General features: G+C 68.2%; 14 protein-coding genes and 1 riboswitch. Of the genes, 9 read left to right on the top strand and 5 right to left on the bottom strand.

Annotation, left to right across the window (positions count from 1 at the left end):
* Window positions 1-122: 122 nt before the first annotated feature.
* From WT53_RS17435 to WT53_RS17425, 3 genes are all read left to right on the top strand, one after another.
* Window positions 123-836, top strand: coding sequence for a transposase (locus WT53_RS17435; protein ID WP_027783329.1), 714 nt, complete (start codon window positions 123-125; stop codon window positions 834-836).
* Window positions 837-1,124: 288 nt separating this feature from the next.
* On the top strand, window positions 1,125-5,828 hold the full coding sequence (locus WT53_RS17430) for a glutamate synthase-related protein (RefSeq protein WP_060260844.1): 4,704 nt from the start codon (window positions 1,125-1,127) through the stop codon (window positions 5,826-5,828).
* 85 nt (window positions 5,829-5,913) lie between these two features.
* Window positions 5,914-7,380, top strand: a complete 1,467-nt coding sequence (locus WT53_RS17425; RefSeq protein ID WP_034209758.1) for a glutamate synthase subunit beta — start codon at window positions 5,914-5,916, stop codon at window positions 7,378-7,380.
* A gap of 123 nt (window positions 7,381-7,503) precedes the next feature.
* Here the strand turns inward: WT53_RS17425 and WT53_RS17420 are convergent, their stop codons facing one another.
* Window positions 7,504-7,869 carry a hypothetical protein gene (locus WT53_RS17420; protein ID WP_257127844.1) on the bottom strand — a complete coding sequence of 122 codons (366 nt, stop codon included), beginning with the start codon at window positions 7,867-7,869 and terminating at the stop codon, window positions 7,504-7,506.
* A gap of 347 nt (window positions 7,870-8,216) precedes the next feature.
* Here WT53_RS17420 and WT53_RS17415 point away from each other — a divergent pair, with 347 nt between their 5' ends.
* On the top strand, window positions 8,217-9,707 hold the full coding sequence (locus WT53_RS17415) for a sodium:alanine symporter family protein (RefSeq protein ID WP_060260840.1): 1,491 nt from the start codon (window positions 8,217-8,219) through the stop codon (window positions 9,705-9,707).
* On the top strand, window positions 9,704-10,270 hold the full coding sequence (gene thpR / locus WT53_RS17410) for an RNA 2',3'-cyclic phosphodiesterase (RefSeq protein WP_060260837.1): 567 nt from the start codon (window positions 9,704-9,706) through the stop codon (window positions 10,268-10,270). The genes WT53_RS17415 and thpR overlap by 4 nt, the downstream gene beginning before the upstream one ends.
* 105 nt (window positions 10,271-10,375) lie before the next feature.
* Here thpR and WT53_RS17405 read toward each other — a convergent pair whose 3' ends face one another.
* The 4 genes from WT53_RS17405 to WT53_RS17390 form a co-directional block, all read right to left on the bottom strand.
* The gene (locus tag WT53_RS17405; RefSeq protein WP_060260833.1) at window positions 10,376-11,764 is read right to left on the bottom strand and encodes a D-amino acid dehydrogenase; all 1,389 of its coding nucleotides are present in this window, start codon (window positions 11,762-11,764) and stop codon (window positions 10,376-10,378) included.
* 25 nt (window positions 11,765-11,789) lie between these two features.
* Complete coding sequence (locus tag WT53_RS17400; RefSeq protein WP_060260830.1) at window positions 11,790-13,052, bottom strand: MFS transporter; 1,263 nt, start codon at window positions 13,050-13,052, stop codon at window positions 11,790-11,792.
* A gap of 213 nt (window positions 13,053-13,265) precedes the next feature.
* Window positions 13,266-14,042, bottom strand: a complete 777-nt coding sequence (locus WT53_RS17395) for an SDR family NAD(P)-dependent oxidoreductase (protein ID WP_060260826.1) — start codon at window positions 14,040-14,042, stop codon at window positions 13,266-13,268.
* Window positions 14,039-15,808, bottom strand: coding sequence for an ABC transporter ATP-binding protein/permease (locus tag WT53_RS17390; protein WP_060260823.1), 1,770 nt, complete (start codon window positions 15,806-15,808; stop codon window positions 14,039-14,041). Before WT53_RS17390 ends, WT53_RS17395 begins: the two co-directional genes overlap by 4 nt.
* 270 nt (window positions 15,809-16,078) lie before the next feature.
* Window positions 16,079-16,202: riboswitch (TPP riboswitch) on the top strand.
* A 218-nt stretch (window positions 16,203-16,420) separates the two neighbouring features.
* On the opposite strand from WT53_RS17390, the gene WT53_RS17385 reads away from it, so the two are divergent.
* From WT53_RS17385 to thiE, 4 genes are read left to right on the top strand one after another with little or no spacing between them, the layout of a single operon-like run.
* Complete coding sequence (locus WT53_RS17385; protein WP_060260904.1) at window positions 16,421-17,557, top strand: FAD-dependent oxidoreductase; 1,137 nt, start codon at window positions 16,421-16,423, stop codon at window positions 17,555-17,557.
* A 32-nt stretch (window positions 17,558-17,589) separates the two neighbouring features.
* On the top strand, window positions 17,590-17,787 hold the full coding sequence (thiS, locus tag WT53_RS17380; protein WP_006488534.1) for a sulfur carrier protein ThiS: 198 nt from the start codon (window positions 17,590-17,592) through the stop codon (window positions 17,785-17,787).
* Between the two features lie 37 nt (window positions 17,788-17,824).
* Window positions 17,825-18,640, top strand: a complete 816-nt coding sequence (locus tag WT53_RS17375; RefSeq protein WP_060260819.1) for a thiazole synthase — start codon at window positions 17,825-17,827, stop codon at window positions 18,638-18,640.
* Window positions 18,637-19,761: a thiamine phosphate synthase gene (gene thiE, locus WT53_RS32530; RefSeq protein WP_082727506.1), complete on the top strand. Its 1,125-nt coding sequence runs from the start codon at window positions 18,637-18,639 to the stop codon at window positions 19,759-19,761. Before WT53_RS17375 ends, thiE begins: the two co-directional genes overlap by 4 nt.
* The last annotated feature ends 49 nt before the right edge of the window (window positions 19,762-19,810 follow it).

Genomic DNA, 19,810 nt, shown 5'->3' with positions numbered 1-19,810 from the left:
AGTTTTCTCCCTAGGATTCGCACGACCGTACGCTTACGCGCGCCGCAGGGACGGGCATTCTACGCAGGTGCGCAATTTCGGACCTCCGGGTATTTCCTAACGCGTTCAAACGGACATTCAGCATGGCACGGTTAGCACGACTCTACGTTCCCGACCAGCCGCAGCACGTAATATTGCGCGGCCTGGATCAGCAACCCGCGTTCGTCGACGACCAGGACTACGAACTCTTCATCGATTGCCTGAAGGCCGCCGCACGCGATCATCACCTGTCGGTGCATGCCTACGTGCTGCTGCCGCGCCAGGTGCAACTTCTCGTGACGCCGAGCGACGAGGCGAGTCTGCCGAAGGCGATGCAAGCCGTCGGCCGCCGCTACGTCGCGCATTTCAACCGGCGCTATTCGCGGCGCGGCACCCTGTGGGAAGGCCGCTATCGCGCGACGGTGATCGAAGGCGAGCGCTATTTCCTGCTCGCGAGCCGCGTGGTCGAGATGAGCCCGGTGCGCTCGCAGCTCGTCGCGACGCCCGAGGCGTATCGGTGGTCGAGCTACCGGCATCACGTCGGGCTCACCGTCGACAGCCTGATCACCGACCATCCGCTTTACTGGGCGCTCGGCAATACGCCGTTCGACCGCCAGCGCGCGTACAAGGAGCTGTGCGAGCAACCGCTCGACGAGCGGCAGGCCGACCAGCTGCAGCAGGCGACGCTGAAAGGCTGGGTGCTCGGCGGCGAGAATTACCGCGAGTGGGCGGCGCGCACCGCGAACCGGCGCGTTTCGCCGTTGCCGCGCGGACGCCCCAGAAAGGTGCGCGAGAACACGCCGCCGATCCAGCAATAAGGCCGGAAAGGCGGGCCGGAAGCGGCGCTGCGGGCGCCGCTTCTTTTTGCACCAAAGCGATACGTCCCCAATAAAACGGCACCATATCAAGGCATTCGTTTAATTGGGGTTCGATCAAGCGGTTTTTGTTGCTATTCCCTTGATTCGTCGCGTATATTCCGAATTCCGGTGGCCCGGGCGAAGCTTGCCCAACCACTGTCGGCCGCGCCGTCTCCCGTCGGGAGCGGGATCGATGGCAACAAGAATACGGTTCAACGGCCTCCAGGCCCCCTTTACGACGGTGTCCCCATGAACGACCACCAGCAGCCGCTCGCCGCGGTGCCCGCCGCACAAGGTCTGTACGACCCGCAAAACGAACACGACGCCTGCGGCGTCGGCTTCGTCGCTCACATCAAGGGCAAGAAGAGCCACGAGATCATTCAGCAGGGTCTGAAGATCCTCGAGAACCTCGATCACCGCGGCGCGGTCGGCGCCGATCCGCTGATGGGCGACGGTGCGGGCATCCTGATCCAGATTCCGGACGCGTTCTATCGCGAGGAAATGGCGAAGCAGGGCGTGAACCTGCCGCCGGCCGGCGAATATGGGGTCGGAATGATCTTCCTGCCGAAGGAGAACGCATCGCGTCTCGCGTGCGAGCAGGAACTCGAGCGTACGGTGAAGGCCGAAGGCCAGGTCGTGCTCGGCTGGCGCGACGTGCCGGTCGACCATGCGATGCCGATCTCGCCGACGGTGAAGGCGAGCGAGCCACTGATCCGCCAGATCTTCATCGGCCGCGGCAAGGACATCATGGTGACGGACGCGCTCGAGCGGAAGCTGTACGTGATCCGCAAGACGGCGAGCCACCGCATCCAGGCGCTGAAGCTCAAGCACGGCAAGGAATACTTCGTGCCGTCGATGTCGGCGCGCACGGTCGTCTACAAGGGGCTGCTGCTGGCGGGCCAGGTCGGCGTGTACTACCGCGACCTGCAGGACCCGCGCGTCGTGTCGGCGCTCGCGCTCGTGCACCAGCGCTTCTCGACCAACACGTTCCCGGCGTGGGAGCTGGCTCACCCGTACCGGATGATCGCGCACAACGGCGAGATCAACACCGTGAAGGGCAACGTGAACTGGCTGAACGCGCGTACCGGCGCGATCGCGTCGCACGTGCTCGCCGACGATCTGCCGAAGCTGTGGCCGCTGATCTACCCGGGCCAGTCGGATACCGCCTCGTTCGACAACTGTCTCGAACTGCTGGTGATGGCCGGCTACCCGCTCGTGCACGCGGTGATGATGATGATCCCGGAAGCGTGGGAACAGCACACGCTGATGGACGAGAACCGCCGCGCGTTCTACGAATACCACGCCGCGATGATGGAGCCATGGGACGGCCCGGCCGCGATCGCGTTCACCGACGGCCGCCAGATCGGCGCGACGCTCGACCGCAACGGGCTGCGCCCCGCGCGCTACATCGTGACCGACGACGACCTCGTCATCATGGCGTCGGAAGCCGGCACGCTGCCGATCCCCGAATCGAAGATCGTCAAGAAGTGGCGCCTGCAGCCGGGCAAGATGTTCCTGATCGACATGGAACACGGCCGCATCATCGACGACAAGGAACTGAAGGACAACCTCGCGAACGCGAAGCCGTACAAGAGCTGGATCGACGCGGTGCGCATCAAGCTCGACGAGATCGAGCCGAAGGCCGAGGAAGTCGCGGCCGGCCGCACGCCGGGCGCCGCGCTGCTCGATCGCCAGCAGGCGTTCGGCTATACGCAGGAGGACCTGAAGTTCCTGATGGCGCCGATGGCGCAGCAGGGCGAAGAGGCCGTCGGCTCGATGGGCAACGACTCGCCGCTCGCGGTGATGTCGAACAAGAACAAGACGCTCTATCACTACTTCAAGCAGCTGTTCGCGCAGGTCACGAACCCGCCGATCGACCCGATCCGCGAGAACATGGTGATGTCGCTCGTGTCGTTCATCGGCCCGAAGCCGAACCTGCTCGACACGAACAACATCAACCCGCCGATGCGGCTCGAAGTGTCGCAGCCGGTGCTTGACTTCAAGGACATCGCGAAGATCCGCGCGATCGACCAGTACACGGGCGGCAAGTTCAGCGCGTACGAACTGAACATCTGCTACCCGGTCGCGTGGGGCAAGGAAGGCATCGAGGCGCGCCTCGCGTCGCTGTGCGCCGAAGCCGTCGACGCGGTGAAGTCGGGCTACAACATCCTGATCGTGTCGGACCGCAAGACCGACGCCGAGCACGTCGCGATTCCGGCGCTGCTCGCCACGTCGGCGATCCACACGCACCTCGTCCAGCAAGGGCTGCGCACCAGCACGGGCCTCGTCGTCGAGACGGGCTCCGCGCGCGAGACGCACCACTTCGCGCTGCTCGCGGGCTACGGTGCGGAAGCCGTGCACCCGTACCTCGCGATGGAAACGCTCGCGAAGATGGCCGAAGGCCTGCCGGGCGACCTGTCGCCGGAGAAGGCCGTCTACAACTTCACGAAGGCGGTCGGCAAGGGCCTGCAGAAGGTGATGTCGAAGATGGGCATCTCGACGTACATGTCGTACACCGGCGCGCAGATCTTCGAAGCGCTCGGTCTGTCGAGCGACCTCGTCGAGAAGTACTTCAAGGGCACGGCGTCGAAGGTCGGCGGCATCGGCCTGTTCGAAGTCGCGGAAGAAGCGATCCGCCTGCACCGCGACGCGTTCGGCGACAGCCCGGTCCTGCGCGACATGCTCGACGCGGGCGGCGAGTACGCGTACCGCGTGCGCGGCGAAGACCACATGTGGACGCCGGATTCGATCGCGAAGCTGCAGCACGCGACGCGCAGCAACTCGTACCAGACGTACAAGGAATACGCGCACCTGATCAACGACCAGACCAAGCGTCACATGACGTTCCGCGGCCTGTTCGAGTTCAAGGTCGAGCCGACCAAGGCGATCCCGATCGACGACGTCGAGCCGGCGAAGGAGATCGTCAAGCGTTTCGCGACGGGCGCGATGTCGCTCGGTTCGATCAGCACCGAAGCGCACGCGACGCTCGCGGTCGCGATGAACCGGATCGGCGGCAAGTCGAACACCGGCGAAGGCGGCGAGGACCAGAAGCGCTACCGCAACGAACTGCGCGGCATTCCGATCAAGTCGGGCGAGACGCTGAAGTCGGTGATCGGCGACGAGATCGTCAGCGACATTCCGCTGAAGGACGGCGATTCGCTGCGCTCGAAGATCAAGCAGGTCGCGTCGGGCCGCTTCGGCGTCACCGCCGAGTACCTCGCCTCGGCCGACCAAATCCAGATCAAGATGGCGCAGGGCGCGAAGCCGGGGGAAGGCGGCCAGCTGCCGGGCCACAAGGTGTCCGACTATATCGGCAAGCTGCGTTACTCGGTGCCGGGCGTCGGCCTGATCTCGCCGCCGCCGCACCACGACATCTACTCGATCGAGGATCTGGCGCAACTGATCCACGACCTGAAGAACGTGAACCCGGTGGCGAGCATTTCGGTGAAGCTCGTGTCGGAAGTGGGCGTGGGCACGGTCGCGGCCGGCGTCGCGAAGGCGAAGGCCGACCACGTCGTGATCGCCGGCCACGACGGCGGCACGGGCGCGTCGCCGCTGTCGTCGGTGAAGCACGCGGGCACGCCGTGGGAACTCGGCCTCGCCGAAACGCAGCAGACGCTGGTGCTGAACCGCTTGCGCGGCCGCATCCGCGTGCAGGCCGACGGCCAGATGAAGACGGGCCGCGACGTCGTGATCGGCGCGCTGCTCGGCGCGGACGAATTCGGCTTCGCGACGGCGCCGCTCGTCGTCGAAGGCTGCATCATGATGCGCAAGTGCCACCTGAACACGTGCCCGGTCGGCGTCGCGACGCAGGATCCGGTGCTGCGTGCGAAGTTCAAGGGCCAGCCCGAGCACGTCGTGAACTACTTCTTCTTCGTCGCCGAGGAAGTGCGCGAGATCATGGCGCAACTCGGCATCGCGAAGTTCGACGACCTGATCGGCCGCGCCGACCTGCTCGATACGCGCAAGGGCATCGAGCACTGGAAGGCGAAGGGCCTCGACTTCTCGCGCGTGTTCTACCAGCCGGAAGAATGCGAGGACGTCGCACGGCGTCACGTCGACGTGCAGGATCACGGCCTCGAGCGCGCGCTCGACCACGTGCTGATCGAGAAGGCGAAGGCCGCGATCGAGAACGGCGAGCATGTGTCGTTCATCCAGCCGGTGCGCAACGTGAACCGGACGGTCGGCGCGATGCTGTCGGGCGTGATCGCGAAGAAGCACGGCCACGACGGCCTGGCCGACGACGCGGTGCACATCCAGCTGAAGGGCACGGCCGGCCAGAGCTTCGGTGCGTTCCTCGCGAAGGGCGTGACGCTCGACCTCGTCGGCGACGGCAACGACTACGTCGGCAAGGGGCTGTCGGGCGGCCGGATCATCATCCGTCCGACCAACGACTTCCGCGGCAAGTCCGAGGAAAACATCATCTGCGGCAACACGGTGATGTACGGCGCGATCGAAGGCGAAGCCTTCTTCCGCGGCGTGGCGGGCGAGCGCTTCTGCGTGCGCAACTCGGGTGCGACGGCGGTCGTCGAAGGCACGGGCGATCACGGTTGCGAATACATGACGGGCGGCACGGTCGTCGTGCTCGGCGAGACCGGGCGCAACTTCGCGGCCGGCATGTCGGGCGGTCTCGCGTACATCTACGATCCGGAAGGCACGTTCGCGGCCAAGTGCAACAAGTCGATGGTCGCGCTCGAGCCGGTGCTGCAGCAGGCCGAGCAGGAGCGCACGGTCGACCGCGCGCTCTGGCACGAGGGCACGACCGACGAAGCGCTGCTCAAGGGACTCGTCGAGCGTCATTTCCAGTTCACGGGTTCGCCGCGCGCGAAGTCGCTGCTGGAAAACTGGGACGCGGCGCGCCGCCAGTTCGTGAAGGTGTTCCCGCACGAATACAAGCGCGCGCTGGGCGAGATCGGTGCGAAGAAGGCGGCGAAGGAAGTGCTGGCCGCCTGAGCGACGAACGACATAGCGAATGCCGCGCGCGCTTGACTGCCGCGCGCGGCTCCCCCACCCGATACACCGAACAGAAGAGCACCTTATGGGCAAGGCAACCGGTTTTCTGGAGTTCGAACGCCGCCACGAGGCGTACGAAGCACCGCTCACGCGCGTGAAGCACTACAAGGAATTCGTCGCGGCGCTGACCGACGCGGACGCGAAGATCCAGGGCGCGCGCTGCATGGATTGCGGCATCCCGTTCTGCAACAACGGGTGCCCGGTCAACAACATCATTCCCGACTTCAACGATCTCGTTTACCGCCAGGACTGGCAGCAGGCGATCGAAGTCCTGCATTCGACCAACAACTTCCCCGAGTTCACGGGCCGCATCTGCCCGGCGCCGTGCGAGGCGGCGTGCACGCTGGGGATCAACGACGACCCGGTCGGCATCAAGTCGATCGAGCACGCGATCATCGACAAGGCCTGGGCGGAAGGCTGGGTGAAGCCGCTGCCGGCCGAGCACAAGACCGGCAAGAAGGTCGCGATCGTCGGTTCGGGCCCCGCGGGGCTCGCGGCCGCGCAGCAGCTCGCGCGAGCGGGCCACGACGTGACGGTGTTCGAGAAGAACGACCGCATCGGCGGCCTGCTGCGTTACGGGATCCCTGATTTCAAGCTTGAGAAGTGGCTGATCGATCGCCGCATGCGGCAGATGGAAGCGGAAGGCGTGACGTTCCGCACGAGCGTGTTCATCGGCAAGGATCCGCTGCCCGAGTCGATCGGCAGCCTCGCGAAGGAAACCATTTCGCCGGACACGCTGAAGGAAGAATTCGACGCGGTCGTGATCGCCGGCGGTTCGGAAACGCCGCGCGATTTGCCGGTGCCGGGCCGCGAGCTCGCGGGCGTTCATTTCGCGATGGACTTCCTGCCGCAGCAGAACCGCGTGAATGCGGGCGACAAGCTGGTCGACCAACTGCTCGCGAAGGGCAAGCACGTGATCGTGATCGGCGGCGGCGATACGGGTTCGGACTGCGTCGGCACGTCGAACCGTCACGGCGCGAAGCAGGTCACGCAGTTCGAACTGCTGCCGCAGCCGCCGGAAGAGGAGAACAAGCCGCTCGTGTGGCCGTACTGGCCGATCAAGCTGCGCACGTCGTCGTCGCACGAGGAAGGCTGCGAGCGCGACTGGGCGGTCGCGACGAAGCGTCTCGAAGGCAAGAACGGCAAGGTCGAGAAGCTGATCGCGGTGCGTGTCGAGTGGAAGGACGGCAAGATGCAGGAAGTGCCGGGTTCCGAATTCGAAATGAAGGCCGATCTCGTGCTGCTCGCGATGGGCTTCACGCAGCCGGCCGCGCCGGTGCTCGACGCATTCGGCGTCGCGAAGGATGCGCGCGGCAACGCGCGTGCGGCGACCGAAGGCGATCGTTCGTACTACACGTCGGTCGACAAGGTGTTCGCGGCAGGCGACATGCGACGCGGCCAGTCGCTCGTGGTGTGGGCGATCCGCGAAGGCCGCCAGTGCGCGCGCTCGGTCGATGCGTACCTGATGGGGCATTCGGAATTGCCGCGCTGAGTATCGGCGCGAGCGGGTTTCGGTGCAAAACGGGCGTCCGAAAGGGCGCCCGTTTTTTTGCGACAGTCGGCGGTGAGGCGGCTGAGTCGACGGCATACGCCCAAGGCGTGCGGTCAAGCGATGTCATTGTGTCGGCTTCGCCGATTCCAAGGGAAGCTTCTGAATTTTCCCGAAACCCGTGATGCGACGGTCGCAATCGATCGATGCCACGTAGTTTCCGTCGCGCGACTTTAGGTCGAATGCCCACCAGCCCAGCTTGTCCGCATAATAGCGGGGCTTGCCGACGAATTCGACTTCATCCATCTCTACGTCTTGTTCTTTGGCGAATGCGAGAATTTTGGCCTCGAGCTCTTCGGCCGGAGCATCTGGGCAACTGCCTTCATCCCTCTCGTATCTGGCAATCCCGACGATGACAAGAAATAACAAGACCAGGGCGACGGCTGTCGCGATAAGACCAAGCATGATGCGAACGATGTAGCGAGTGAGCAAGAGTGCCGTCGTTTTAGCGGATTACTCGGACGGGCCGGCACGCGCGCATCTTGTGGTCGGTTGCCGTCGGTCACATCACCTTGGTCGTGTCGCCGACGAGACGCGTCGACGCGCGTGGCAGGTGATCCGACGCTCATGGCGTCGTCGTCCCTCCCGGTGGCCTGGCCATGCTGTTTTCCCCACGCTTTTCGCCAAGCATCGCCTAACCTGACGGCATTCACCGGGATCTCCTGCTATCTCGAATCTTTCGTTTTGTAATATTCCTTGAAAACTGTCATATCATGTCGCCCCTCGGGGCCGCGTTCGCGGTCGTCGCACATGACTGACGCTATTTACAAGGACTCTGGATGGAAGCACTCGTGCAAGGGCTGGTCGACGCCGTCAACGGCGTGTTGTGGAATTACGTGCTGATCGCGCTGCTGCTCGGCGTGGGCATGTGGTTCACGTTGCGATTCCGGATGATCCAGCTGAAGGCGCTGTTCCTCAGCATCAAGCTGGTCGGCAGCAAGGGCGAACCGGGCAGCATTTCGTCGTTCCAGGCGTTCGCGACCGGGCTCGCGAGCCGCGTCGGCACCGGCAACATCGCGGGCGTCGCGGTCGCGCTGACGGTCGGCGGGCCGGGCGCGATCTTCTGGATGTGGATGACGGCGCTCGTCGGTATGTCGTCCGCGTTCGTCGAGGCGACGCTCGCGCAGATCTTCAAGGTGTCGCACGCGGACGGCAGTTATCGCGGCGGCCCCGCGTACTACATCCAGACGGGCCTGCGCTCGCGCGGCTTCGGCGTGCTGTTCTCGCTGTCGCTGATCCTCGCGTTCGGCTTCGTGTTCAACGCGGTGCAGGCCAATGCGATCGCCGACGCGTTCGACACGTCGTTCGGCTGGAGCCGCGCGAGCGTCGGTCTCGGGCTCGTGCTGCTGACCGCGCCGATCATCTTCGGCGGCATCCGCCGGATCGCGGCGGTCGCGCAGGTGATCGTGCCCGTGATGGCGATCGGTTATCTCGCGCTCGCGGTCTATGCGGTCGCGACGCACATCGCGCTGGTGCCGGGCGTGATCGCGCTGATCGTGAAAAGCGCGTTCGGCCTCGAGCAGGCGGCGGGCGGGCTGACGGGCTATGCCGTCAGCCAGGCGGTCGCGATGGGCGTGAAGCGCGGGCTGTTCTCGAACGAAGCCGGCATGGGCAGCGCGCCGAATGCGGCGGCGACCGCCAGCACGCGCCATCCGGTGGTGCAGGGGTTGATCCAGATGCTCGGCGTGTTCGTCGACACGATCGTGATCTGCAGCGCGACCGCGTTCGTGATCCTGCTGTCGGGCCAGTACGAGCTCGGTACCGGCATGGAAGGCGCGGCGCTCACGCAGCGCTCGATCGCGAGCCACGTCGGCGACTGGGGCGGCATCTACATGGCATTCGCGATTTTCTTCTTCGCGTATTCGTCGGTGATCGGCAACTACGCGTATGCGGAAGGCAACGTCGAATTCATCACGAAGCGGCGCGGCGTGCTGCCGCTGTTCCGCGTCGCGGTGCTCGGCATGGTGATGTTCGGCAGCGTCGGGCAACTGCCGCTCGTATGGGCGATGGCCGATACGAGCATGGGGCTGATGGCGATCATCAACCTGATCGCGATCCTCGCGCTCGGCAAGTACGCGCACGCCGCGTGGGCCGACTATCGCCGCCAGCGCGCGGCGGGCGTCGCCGACCCGGTGTTCACGCGCAACACGATTCCCGAACTCGCGAACGTGCTGCCCGGCGACGTGTGGGGCGAGCACGGCCCGCTGCCGCAGCGTCCGGCGTCGGCCGACGCATCGAACGCGCCGCGCGCCGCCGTGAGCGAGTCATGAACGGCGACCGGCTCCGTGCGTTCGTCGCGCTGATGCCCGATACGGCGTCGCGCGACGCGCTGCACGCGTTGCCGGTCACCCGTGGCGCGCGGCGCACGCTGCCCGCGCAACTGCACGTGACGCTCGCGTTCGTCGGCGCGATCGAGCGGGAACGGTGCGACGCGCTGGCCGCGCATCTGCCCGCGCTCGCGGCCGCGCACGCGTTGCCGTCGTTGCCGGTCGAGCGGATCGCGTGGTGGCCGAGCCCGCCGCGCGCGAGGCTGATCGTTGCGGAACTCGCGGCCGACGCCGCTTGCGTCGCGCTGTATGCGGGGCTCGCGGCGCTGCTGCGCGAGCTCGGCGTGCCGGCCGATCGGCGGCCGTTCCGCCCGCACGTGACGCTCGCGCGGCTGCCGCACGACGCGGTCGGCCAGCCGGCGCACGGCGGTGCGGTGGGGCGTGCCGTCGCACTGCGGTTCGACGCGCTCACGCTGTTCGAAAGCCGGTTGTCGCACGAAGGCGTGTCGCACCGGCCGATCGTGTCGGTGCCGATTGCGCGGGCGGACGACGCGGCGGTGCGTTGAGCGGTCCCGGCGCGTCCGGCGAATCGTTGAAGGCTGCCCTCCCGATCGTTTCGGATGCCGACGTGCCGCTCTGCATCGTGCCGCGCACGTCGCCCGGCGTCCTGCCTAGCGCTCGTAGCGCGCGAGCGTCAGCCCCGACAAATCGATCTCCGGTTCCCGCCCCGTGACGAGATCCGCCAGCACCTTCCCCGATCCCATCGACATCGCCCAGCCGGTCGACCCGTGACCGACGTTCAGCCACAGTCCGTCGATGCGGCTCGCCCCCAGCAGCGGCGGCCCGTCGGGCGTCATCGGGCGGCGGCCGACCCAGAAGCGCGCGGATGCGCGCTCGGCCGCGTGCGGAAACCAGTCGTCGAGCACCTTCATCAGCGTATCGAGCGCCTGCTGCCGCAGCGCCGCGTGCCGGTTGCCGAGTTCCGCGGTGCCCGCGACGCGCAGCGTCGGGCCGAAGCGCGTGATCGCGGTCTTCAGCGATTCGTCCATCAGCGCGGCGCGCGGCGCCTTTTCGTCGTCGACGACCGCGAGCGTCGCCGAGTAGCCTTTCACCGGATACAGCGGCACGTCGATGCCATGCGGCCGCAGCAGGGCGGCACTGTCGACGCCGAGCGCGACCACGATCGCGTCGGCCGCAAGCAGCATGTCGCGCGGCAGGGTGCCGGCCGACGCGGCGCGGTCCGACGCCGGGTGGTCGGGCCGCCCCCCGCCATGCAAGCCGGCGCCCGCCGTGTCGATGCCCGCGCTTTCATCGCGCGGCGAGCGGCCATCCGTTCCGGCCGCGCGTACCCGCACGCCGCGCACCTTGCCGCCCACGACGTCGAGCGCATGAATCGCGGTGCGGAATCGGAACGTCACGCCGTTCGCTTTGCACAGCGCCCGCAGTTCGCGCGTGAAGCGCGCGCAGTCACCGGCTTCGTCGTCGGGCAGGTAGATGCCGCCGACGGGGGCCTGTCGCGCCCAGCGCAAGCCGGGCTCGATCGCGGTGCAGCCGGCGGCGTCGAGTTCGCGAAACGCGATGCCGGCGTCGCGCAGCACCTTCAGCGCCGGCTGCACCATCTCGACGTCGAATGCGCCGCGCAGCAACTGCAGGTAGCCGCGGCTCGCACCATAGTCGAACGGATGACGCTCGCGAAACGCATGCAGGCACGCGCGGCTGTAATACGCGATGCGCTGCATCCGCTGCTTGTTCACGCGGAACCGCTCGAACTCGCATTCGCGTAGCCAGCGCGCGATCCAGCGCCACTGCGCGGCATCGAGCGTCGGCCGGAAGATCAGCGGCGACGCGGGCTTGAACAGGTATTTGAGGATCTTGCCGGGCATCCCGGGCGCGGCCCACGGCGTCACGTAGCCGGGCGCGATCACGCCCGCGTTGCCGAGGCTCGTCGCTTGCGCGACATCGGTCTCGCGTTCGATCACGGTGACGTCGCAGCCTGCTTCGCGCAGGTGCCAGGCAGTGGTGACGCCGATCACGCCGGCGCCGAGAACGATCACGTGCATGCGGGTTCCCGAACGGGCAGGGTGCTTACGATGCGATGGCCGGATCGTCGGCGAGCGACTTGCCGCGCGTTTCCGGCAGCACGAGCGCGGCGACGATCACCAGCAGGTAGCCGCCGCCCGCGACGAGGCCGATCGCCTTCACGAGCGACATCGACTGCGACAGCGATCCGACCAGGATCGGGAAGAACGAGCCGAGCCCGCGGCCGAGGTTGTAGCAGAAGCCTTGGCCCGAGCCGCGGATCGCGCCCGGATACAGCTCCGACAGATACGCGCCGACGCCCGCGAAGATGCCCTGCACGACGATGCCGAGCGGGAAGCCGAGCAGCAGCATCGCGGTATCGGTGATCGGCAGCATCGTGTAGGCCATGCCGAGCGAGAACGAGCCGATCGCGAACAGGATGAACGACGCGCGGCGGCCGAGCCGGTCGGACAGGATCGCGCCGACCACGTAGCCGACGAACGAGCCGACGATCAGCACGACGAGATAGCCGCTCGTGTTGAACACCGACAGGTGGCGCACGGTTTTCAGGTAGGTGGGCAGCCACGTCGTGATCGCGTAGTAGCCGCCGAGCATGCCGGTGCACAGCGCACTGCCGAACAGCGTCGCGCGCAGGTGCGCCGGCGCGAAGATCTCGAGGAAGTGGCCCGACACGCGGCCTTCGTCGCGGGCGCGGCGCGTGGCCGTGTAGATGTCGGGATCGCTGACGTTGCGGCGGATGTACAGGATCCACAGCGCGGGCGCGATGCCGATCCAGAAGCACGCGCGCCACGCGAGCTGCTCGGGCAGCAGCGCGAAGAACGCCCAGTACAGGACCGCGGCTGCGCCCCAGCCGAACGACCAGCTGCTCTGCACGGTGCCGACGGCCTTCGCGCGATGCTCGGGCGAGCGGATCGTCTCGGCCATCATGATCGTCACGACCGACCATTCGCCGCCGAAGCCGAAACCCTGCAGCGTGCGCGTCGCCAGGAGCTGCCAGAACGAATGCGTGAAACCGGACAGGCACGTGAACAGCGCGAACGTCGCGATCGTCCACTGCAGCACGCGCACGCGGCCGTAGCGGTCGGCGAGGATGCCGGCGACCCAGCCGCCGATCGCCGACGAGATCAGCGAACTCGTCGCGATCATCCCGGCCTCGCTCTTCGTCATGCCCCAGGTGGCGATCAGCGTCGGAATCAGGAACGAATAGATCATGAAGTCGAACGCATCGACCGCATAGCCGCCGAATCCGGCGTACAGCGTCCGGCGCTCGCGCGTCGACAATTCGTTGAACCACTGGAATGCCTGCATGCGTGCCGCCCCCTCTTGTATCGTCTCTCGTATCGCGCTGCCGTACGGCGACTATTTTACGGGCGGGATGAAGGGCGCCAAAAACGTGCGTGCGGGTGCTTGCGCGGCGGCGCGGGGATGGGCGTTCGGCCAGGAGCGACGCTCGATCGTGCGTGAGCGCCATGCGGGCGTCGGCGGCGACCTGCGCGCCGGCACGGCCGGCACGCGCTCGCGTCAGAGCGTCAGGCCGCCGTCCACATGGATGACCTGGCCGGTGATCTGCCGCGCCGCGTCCGACAGCAGGAACGCGATCAGCGCGGCGACGTCGTCGGGTTCGGCGATCCGGCCGAGCGGCGTCGCCTGTTCGGCGCGGGCCCAAGCGGCCGCATTGTCCGCGCTCGGGCCGTGGTCCTTGCGCGTGAAGCCGGGCGCGACCGCATTGACGGTGATGCCGCACGCGGCGAACTCGGCGGCCGCCGAGCGCACCAGCGATTCGAGCGCGGCTTTCGCGGCCGCGGTCGCCGCGAACGGGGCGTCCGCCCGGTAGCGGTGCGCGACGAACGAGCTGACCGCGACGATGCGCGGCGCCGTCGACGCTTCGAGCAGCGGCCGAGCGCGGGCCGCGAGCGCGGAGAACGCGCCGGGCATCGTCGCGAAGGCGGATGCGAGCGCGTCCGCGCAGAGGTCGGAAAAGGATTGCCGCGCGGCGAAGCCGGCGTTGGCGACGAGCTGGTCGAGCCCGCCGAAGCGGGCGGCAGTGGCGTCGACGAGCGCGGTGGCGACGCCCGCCTCGGCGAGATCGCCGGTGAGCGTCACGCATTGCGCGCCCGCTGCCGTACATCGGTCGGCGACGTCGGCGACGCGTGCGCGGGCTGCCGGGTCCGCGCCGCGCGCATGCAGCGCCAGCGCGACGCCGGGCGCCGCGAGTCGACGCGCGAGCGCCGCGCCGATCCCCGAACCTGCGCCGGTGATCAGCGCGATCCGCGCGATGTGCGCGGCGCGTGCGCTCACGCGGCGACCTTGTCGTCGCTGTTCGCGCGTTCGACGTTGATCGTGCCGCCGTGGAACGCGGCCAGCGATTCGCGGTGCGCGATGCTGACGATCGCGGCCTTCGGCAGCCGTTCGGCGAACAGGTGATAGAGGCGGGCTTCGTTGTCGGCGTCGAGCGCGCTGGTCGCTTCGTCGAGGAACAGGAAGTCGGGCTTGTGCAGCAGCACGCGGGCGCCGGCCAGGCGCTGTTGCTCGCCGGGCGACAGCACGCGGGTCCAGTGCGCGGTTTCGTCGAGGCGCTCGACGTAATCCTCGAGGCGGCACGCGCGCAGCGCATCGCGGCACGCTTCGTCGCTGAACGTGTCGGGCGTCGCCGGGTAGGTGAGCGCGGCCTTCAGCGTGCCGATCGGCAAATAGCTCGTCTGCGGCACGAACATCATCCGCGCGCCGACCGGCGCATCGATCGCGCCGTCGCCGAACGGCCACAGGCCCGCGAGCGCGCGCATGAACGTGCTCTTGCCGGATCCGGACTTGCCGACCACGAGCCAGCGCGAGCCGGGTTCGATCGTGACGTCGCCGATGTTCGCGAGCGCGTTGCCGTTCGGCAGCGCGAGCTTGAGCGACGACGTGGACAGCTTCGCCGCGTCGATGTAGTGCAGGTTGATGCCGCCGCGCTCGGTCGCGGGCGACAGGCTTTCCTTCAGGTGCGACGTGCCCATCACGCGCTTGAATTCACGCAGACGGTTGACGGTGGCGCGCCATTCGACGAGGGTCGAGTAGCTGTTGATGAACCACGAGAACGAATCGCTGACGGTGCCGAACGCGGACGATATCTGCATCAGCACGCCGAACGAGAACGCGCCTGCAAAGTAGCGCGGTGCGGCGACGACGAGCGGGAAGATGATCGCGATCTGCCCGTAGAAGCTCAGCACGAACGTGAGCCGCTTCGTGTACTTCATCACGCGCCACCAGTTGTCGCGGATACGCATGAAGAGGGTCTGCGCGTTGCCGGTCTCGGTCTTTTCGCCGTCGTAGAACGCGATCTGCTCGGCGTTCTCGCGCACGCGGATCAGCCCGAAGCGGAAATCGGCCTCGACGCGCTGCTGCTGGTAGTTGATCGACACGAGCGGATGGCCGACCTTCTGGATGATCAGCGAGCCGACCACCGCGTACAGCGCGGCCGCCCACACCATGTAGCCGGGAATCGCGATCGGCGTCGCGCCGAGCGTGAACGTCAGCGCGCCGGCGAGCGACCACAGGATCGTGATGAACGACACGAGCGTGACGACCGTCGACAGCAGGTCGAGCGACAGCGCGAGCGTCGTGGTCGCGAACGACTGGAGGTCGTCGGTGATCCGCTGGTCGGGGTTGTCCGCGAGGCGGTCGCGCTCGATCCGGTAGAACGCGCGATCGCCGAGCCACTGGCCGAGAAAGCGGTCGGTGAGCCACTGGCGCCAGCGAAAGCCGAGCATCTGCCGCAGGTAGCGGCCGTACACGGCGAGGATGATGAACCCGAAGGCGAGCGCGGAGAACTGCATCAGCAGATTCGGGAAGTCGTGGACGTCCTTCGACTGCAGCGCGTTGTAGAACTGCGCGTTCCACTTGTTCAGCCGGACGTTGATCCAGACCACGCAGAGGTTGATCGCGATGATCGTGATCAGCAGCCCCCACGCGATTTTCCATTCGGACGATACCCAGTAGGGCTTGATGAGGCTCCATGCGGATACCGGGCGCTCGTCCTGCGGCGCGTCGGAGGCGGAGCGGACGGGATCGATCGATTGGGTCATGTGCTTCCTGATGATGAGCCGGCGCGCGGGCCGGGCGAAACCGGGCGCGCGCCGCGATACGGCATGCCGGGGCGCGGCGCCGACTGACGGCGGGCGTCCGGATGGTCGCCCGTGCGTCTTAAACGGCACTTAAAAACCGGCGGTGACGCGGCAACCGGCCGCTCGCGCGGCCGGCCTGCGGGCATTGTGCCAGAGCGGCGCGGCGCGCCGGCGAATTTGCCGCAAGGGGGACAGTTTGCGGCGCTTTCCGCTTTTATGGTCTAATGGCCGACGACGAAACAGGGGTGCTTCGTGGCGCGGCCGGCAGATGTTCCAGGCAGCGCGGCGAGGCTGAGAAAGACCCTTCGCACCCGATCCGGGTAATACCGGCGAGGGAAGTTTCTGATCCCGCCGGGCCGCGCTGGCCGCCATCCCACATGGTCAGCGCCCGAGTCCCGCCCGGCCGGCCTTTGCTGCCGGTTTCGTCCTTTGGGTACGCGCATTGCGCGTTACGGAAGGAATGATGACCGCACAATCCTCAGTCTTTTGCATGGTTCCCGGCCCGATGTCGCGTGCGTTCGCATGCGGCGGCGCGTCGGCGTCCGTCGCGCGTGGCCGCGCGGAGGGCGCGCGATGAACGTCCGCGATGCACGGCCCGATTTCGCGGTGCTCGGCGGCGGCCTCGTCGGCCGCCTGATCGCGTGGCGGCTCGCGGGCGACGGGCATCGCGTCGCGCTCTACGAGCGCGGCGGCCCGGACGGCGAGCAGTCGGCCGCGTGGATCGCGGCCGCGATGCTCGCGCCGCTCGCGGAAGCGGCGAGTGCGGAACGGCTGATCACCGAGCTCGGCGTCGCATCGCTCGCGCGCTGGCCGCAGTGGCTCGCGGAACTGCCCGAACCCGTCTTTTTCCAGCATCGCGGCACGCTCGTCGTCTGGCATCACGCGGACCGCGCGGAGGCGCCGCTGTTCGAGCGGCGCGTCCGCGCGAACGCGCCGGCCGAGCTGTTCGACGGCGGCTTCATGACGCTCGCCGGCGCGCAGGTCGACGCGGCCGAACCCGCGCTCGCGGGCCGCTTCGCGCGCGGGCTGATGCTGCCGCGCGAAGGGCAGCTCGACAACCGCCAGGCGCTGCGCGCGCTCGCCGCGGGCCTCGCCGAGCGCGGCGTCGCGCTGCACTGGCACGCGTCGGTCGACGACGCGAACCGGCCTGCCGCGCATGTCACGATCGATTGCCGCGGGCTCGGCGCGAAATCCGCGCTGCCCGCGCTGCGCGGCATCCGCGGCGAAGTCGCGCGCGTGCATGCGCCGGGCATCGGGCTCACCCGGCCCGTGCGGTTGCTGCATCCGCGTTACCCGCTGTACATCGCGCCGAAGCAGGACGATCTCTACGTGATCGGCGCGACCGAGGTGGAGGGCGAAGACATGTCGCCCGTCAGCGTGCGCTCGGCGCTCGAACTGCTGAGCGCGGCGTTTTCCGTGCATCCGGCGTTCGGCGAGGCACGCATTCTCGAACTCAACGCGCAGTGCCGGCCGACGCTGCCCGATCATCGCCCGGCGGTGATCTGGGACGGCGCATCGACGCTCGCCGTCAACGGCCTGTACCGGCACGGCTTCATGATCGCGCCGGAAGTCGCGCAGGCGGCCGTCGCATTCGCGCAGGCCGCGCTCGGCGGCTCGCTCGGCGATGCCGACGCGTTCGCCGCATGGCGCGACGCCGCACGCTGGCCGACGCTGCTCCATCACCGCAACGACGCGCGCCAGCCGGCCTGACGCGCGCCGCCGACCGAATCCGACCCAGCCTCATGGATATCCAGATCAATCAACAGACCCTGACGTTGCCCGACGGCGCGACGGTGGCCGACGCGCTTGCCGCGTACGGCGCGCGTCCGCCGTACGCGGTGGCGCTGAACGGCAACTTCGTCGCGCGCACGCAGCATGCGGCGCGCGCACTCGCGGCGGGCGACAGGCTCGACGTCGTGCATCCCGTCGCAGGCGGCTGAGCGCCGCCGTTTCGCCCCGCTCTTCCAGGAAAACGACATGACGTCCCACACCTCCGCCGACGCGCTCACGCTATACGGCGCCACTTTCGCCAGCCGCGTGCTGCTCGGCACGTCGCGCTATCCGTCGCTGCAGTCGCTGTCCGATTCGATCGCCGCGTCGCGCCCCGGGATGGTGACGGTCGCGCTGCGCCGCCAGATGACGGGCGGCACGGCCGAAGCCGGCTTCTTCGATCTGCTCAAGCGCCACGCGGTGCCGCTGCTGCCGAACACGGCCGGTTGCCAGACCGTCGCCGAAGCCGTGACGACCGCGCACATGGCGCGCGAGGTATTCGACACCGACTGGATCAAGCTCGAACTGATCGGCGACGACTACACGCTGCAACCCGACCCGGTCGGACTGATCGAAGCCGCCGCGCAACTGATCAAGGACGGCTTCAAGGTGCTGCCGTACTGCACCGAGGATCTCGTGATCGGCAGGCGCCTGCTCGACGTCGGCTGCGAGGCGCTGATGCCGTGGGGCGCGCCGATCGGCACCGGCAAGGGCGTCGTGAACCCGTACGGCCTGCGCGTGCTGCGCGAGCGGCTGCCGGACGTGCCGCTGATCGTCGACGCGGGGCTCGGCGTGCCGTCGCACGCGTGCCAGGTGATGGAGTGGGGCTTCGACGGCGTGCTGCTGAATACGGCCGTCTCACAGGCCACGCACCCGGAGATCATGGCGCGCGCGTTTGCGCAGGGCGCCGAGGCCGGCCGCGCCGCGTATCTCGCCGGTCCGATGGACGCGCGCGAAACCGCGCACGCAAGCACGCCGGTCGTCGGGATGCCGTTCTGGCACCAGGACGGGGGCGGCGCATGAGCGCGCGCTTCGCCGATGCGTTCTGGCCGCCGGCCGACGAACTGGCCGAAGCGGCCGAGCGGATTCGCGCGCGGCTCGGCGACTGGCCGGACGGCACGGCGCCGTGGCGGCTCTGCGTGGCGGCGCCCGACGTGCCGGCCGACGGCGACGTGCTGATCGTGTCGGCCGGCGATCGCGCCGCGCAGGCGCGTGCATCGGCCGTATCGCGGCCGGCGTCGCCGGCGGCGGTGGCGATCGAATTCGACGAGCAGGGCGCCGTGCTGCATGCGGCCGGCGTGCGCTACGCGCTCGACGCCGCGCATCCGCTCGCGGACGACTGGATCGCGGCGCTCGCCGCGTTCCTCGATTGCGGCTTCGCGCCGGTCGACGCGCTGGTGCTCGCGCTGGCGTGGCGCGACGGCGACGAGACGCGCGCCGTCGACGCGTGGCCGGTCGATGCCGCGCAATTCCCGCGCGTCGCCGGGCTGCCGCCGGCGCCGGCGCCCGCGTTCGCGGCGTGCCCCGCGCAGCTCGGCCTCTATCCGGTCGTGCCGAGCGCCGAATGGGTCGAGCGCGTGCTCGACGGCGGCGCGCGAACCGTGCAATTGCGCGTGAAAGACGCGACGCCGGACGCGCTGCGCCGCGAAATCGCGCGCGCGGTCGCGGCCGGGCGCCGTTATCCCGATGCGCGTGTGTTCATCAACGATCACTGGCAGATCGCCGTAGAAGAGGGGGCGTACGGCGTACATCTCGGCCAGGAGGACCTCGAAACGGCCGATCTGGCCGCGATCGCGCGCGCGGGCCTGCGGCTCGGACTTTCGAGCCACGGTTACTACGAGATATTGCGGGCACTGCACGAGCGGCCGAGCTACCTCGCGCTCGGCCCCGTGTACGCGACCGCGACCAAGGCGGTCGCCGCGCCGCCGCAGGGGCTCGCGCGAATTGCCCGCTACGCGCGCCTCGCGGGCGCGCGGGTGCCGCTCGTCGCGATCGGCGGGGTCGGGATCGACACGCTGCCGGCCGTGCTGGCGACGGGCGTCGGCAGCGTCGCCGTGGTCAGCGCGGTCACGGGCGCGGCCGACTATCGGACCGCGCTTATTGCACTGCAGCAGTGCTTTGCCGGACAATTTGACAATCATTGACCGCGGGGTCCGGAACGGCGTCACGACATCATTCCAATGCAGGCCCTAT

This window comes from Burkholderia sp. MSMB2157WGS (assembly GCF_001532755.1).
Lineage (GTDB): Bacteria > Pseudomonadota > Gammaproteobacteria > Burkholderiales > Burkholderiaceae > Burkholderia.
The sequence above is the reverse complement of the archived record's forward strand: the minus strand, read 5'-3'. Positions and strand labels throughout refer to the sequence as shown.

Excerpts from the sequence above, each read along its gene's own strand:
- thiS (WP_006488534.1), top strand. The coding sequence starts at position 17,590 with ATGGATATCCAGATCAATCAACAGACCCTGACGTTGCCCGACGGCGCG.
- WT53_RS17430 (WP_060260844.1), top strand. The coding sequence starts at position 1,125 with ATGAACGACCACCAGCAGCCGCTCGCCGCGGTGCCCGCCGCACAAGGT.
- thiE (WP_082727506.1), top strand. The coding sequence starts at position 18,637 with ATGAGCGCGCGCTTCGCCGATGCGTTCTGGCCGCCGGCCGACGAACTG.
- WT53_RS17435 (WP_027783329.1), top strand. The coding sequence starts at position 123 with ATGGCACGGTTAGCACGACTCTACGTTCCCGACCAGCCGCAGCACGTA.
- WT53_RS17400 (WP_060260830.1), bottom strand. The coding sequence starts at position 13,052 with ATGCAGGCATTCCAGTGGTTCAACGAATTGTCGACGCGCGAGCGCCGG.
- WT53_RS17375 (WP_060260819.1), top strand. The coding sequence starts at position 17,825 with ATGACGTCCCACACCTCCGCCGACGCGCTCACGCTATACGGCGCCACT.
- WT53_RS17415 (WP_060260840.1), top strand. The coding sequence starts at position 8,217 with ATGGAAGCACTCGTGCAAGGGCTGGTCGACGCCGTCAACGGCGTGTTG.
- WT53_RS17425 (WP_034209758.1), top strand. The coding sequence starts at position 5,914 with ATGGGCAAGGCAACCGGTTTTCTGGAGTTCGAACGCCGCCACGAGGCG.
- WT53_RS17385 (WP_060260904.1), top strand. The coding sequence starts at position 16,421 with ATGAACGTCCGCGATGCACGGCCCGATTTCGCGGTGCTCGGCGGCGGC.
- thpR (WP_060260837.1), top strand. The coding sequence starts at position 9,704 with ATGAACGGCGACCGGCTCCGTGCGTTCGTCGCGCTGATGCCCGATACG.
- WT53_RS17405 (WP_060260833.1), bottom strand. The coding sequence starts at position 11,764 with ATGCACGTGATCGTTCTCGGCGCCGGCGTGATCGGCGTCACCACTGCC.
- WT53_RS17390 (WP_060260823.1), bottom strand. The coding sequence starts at position 15,808 with ATGACCCAATCGATCGATCCCGTCCGCTCCGCCTCCGACGCGCCGCAG.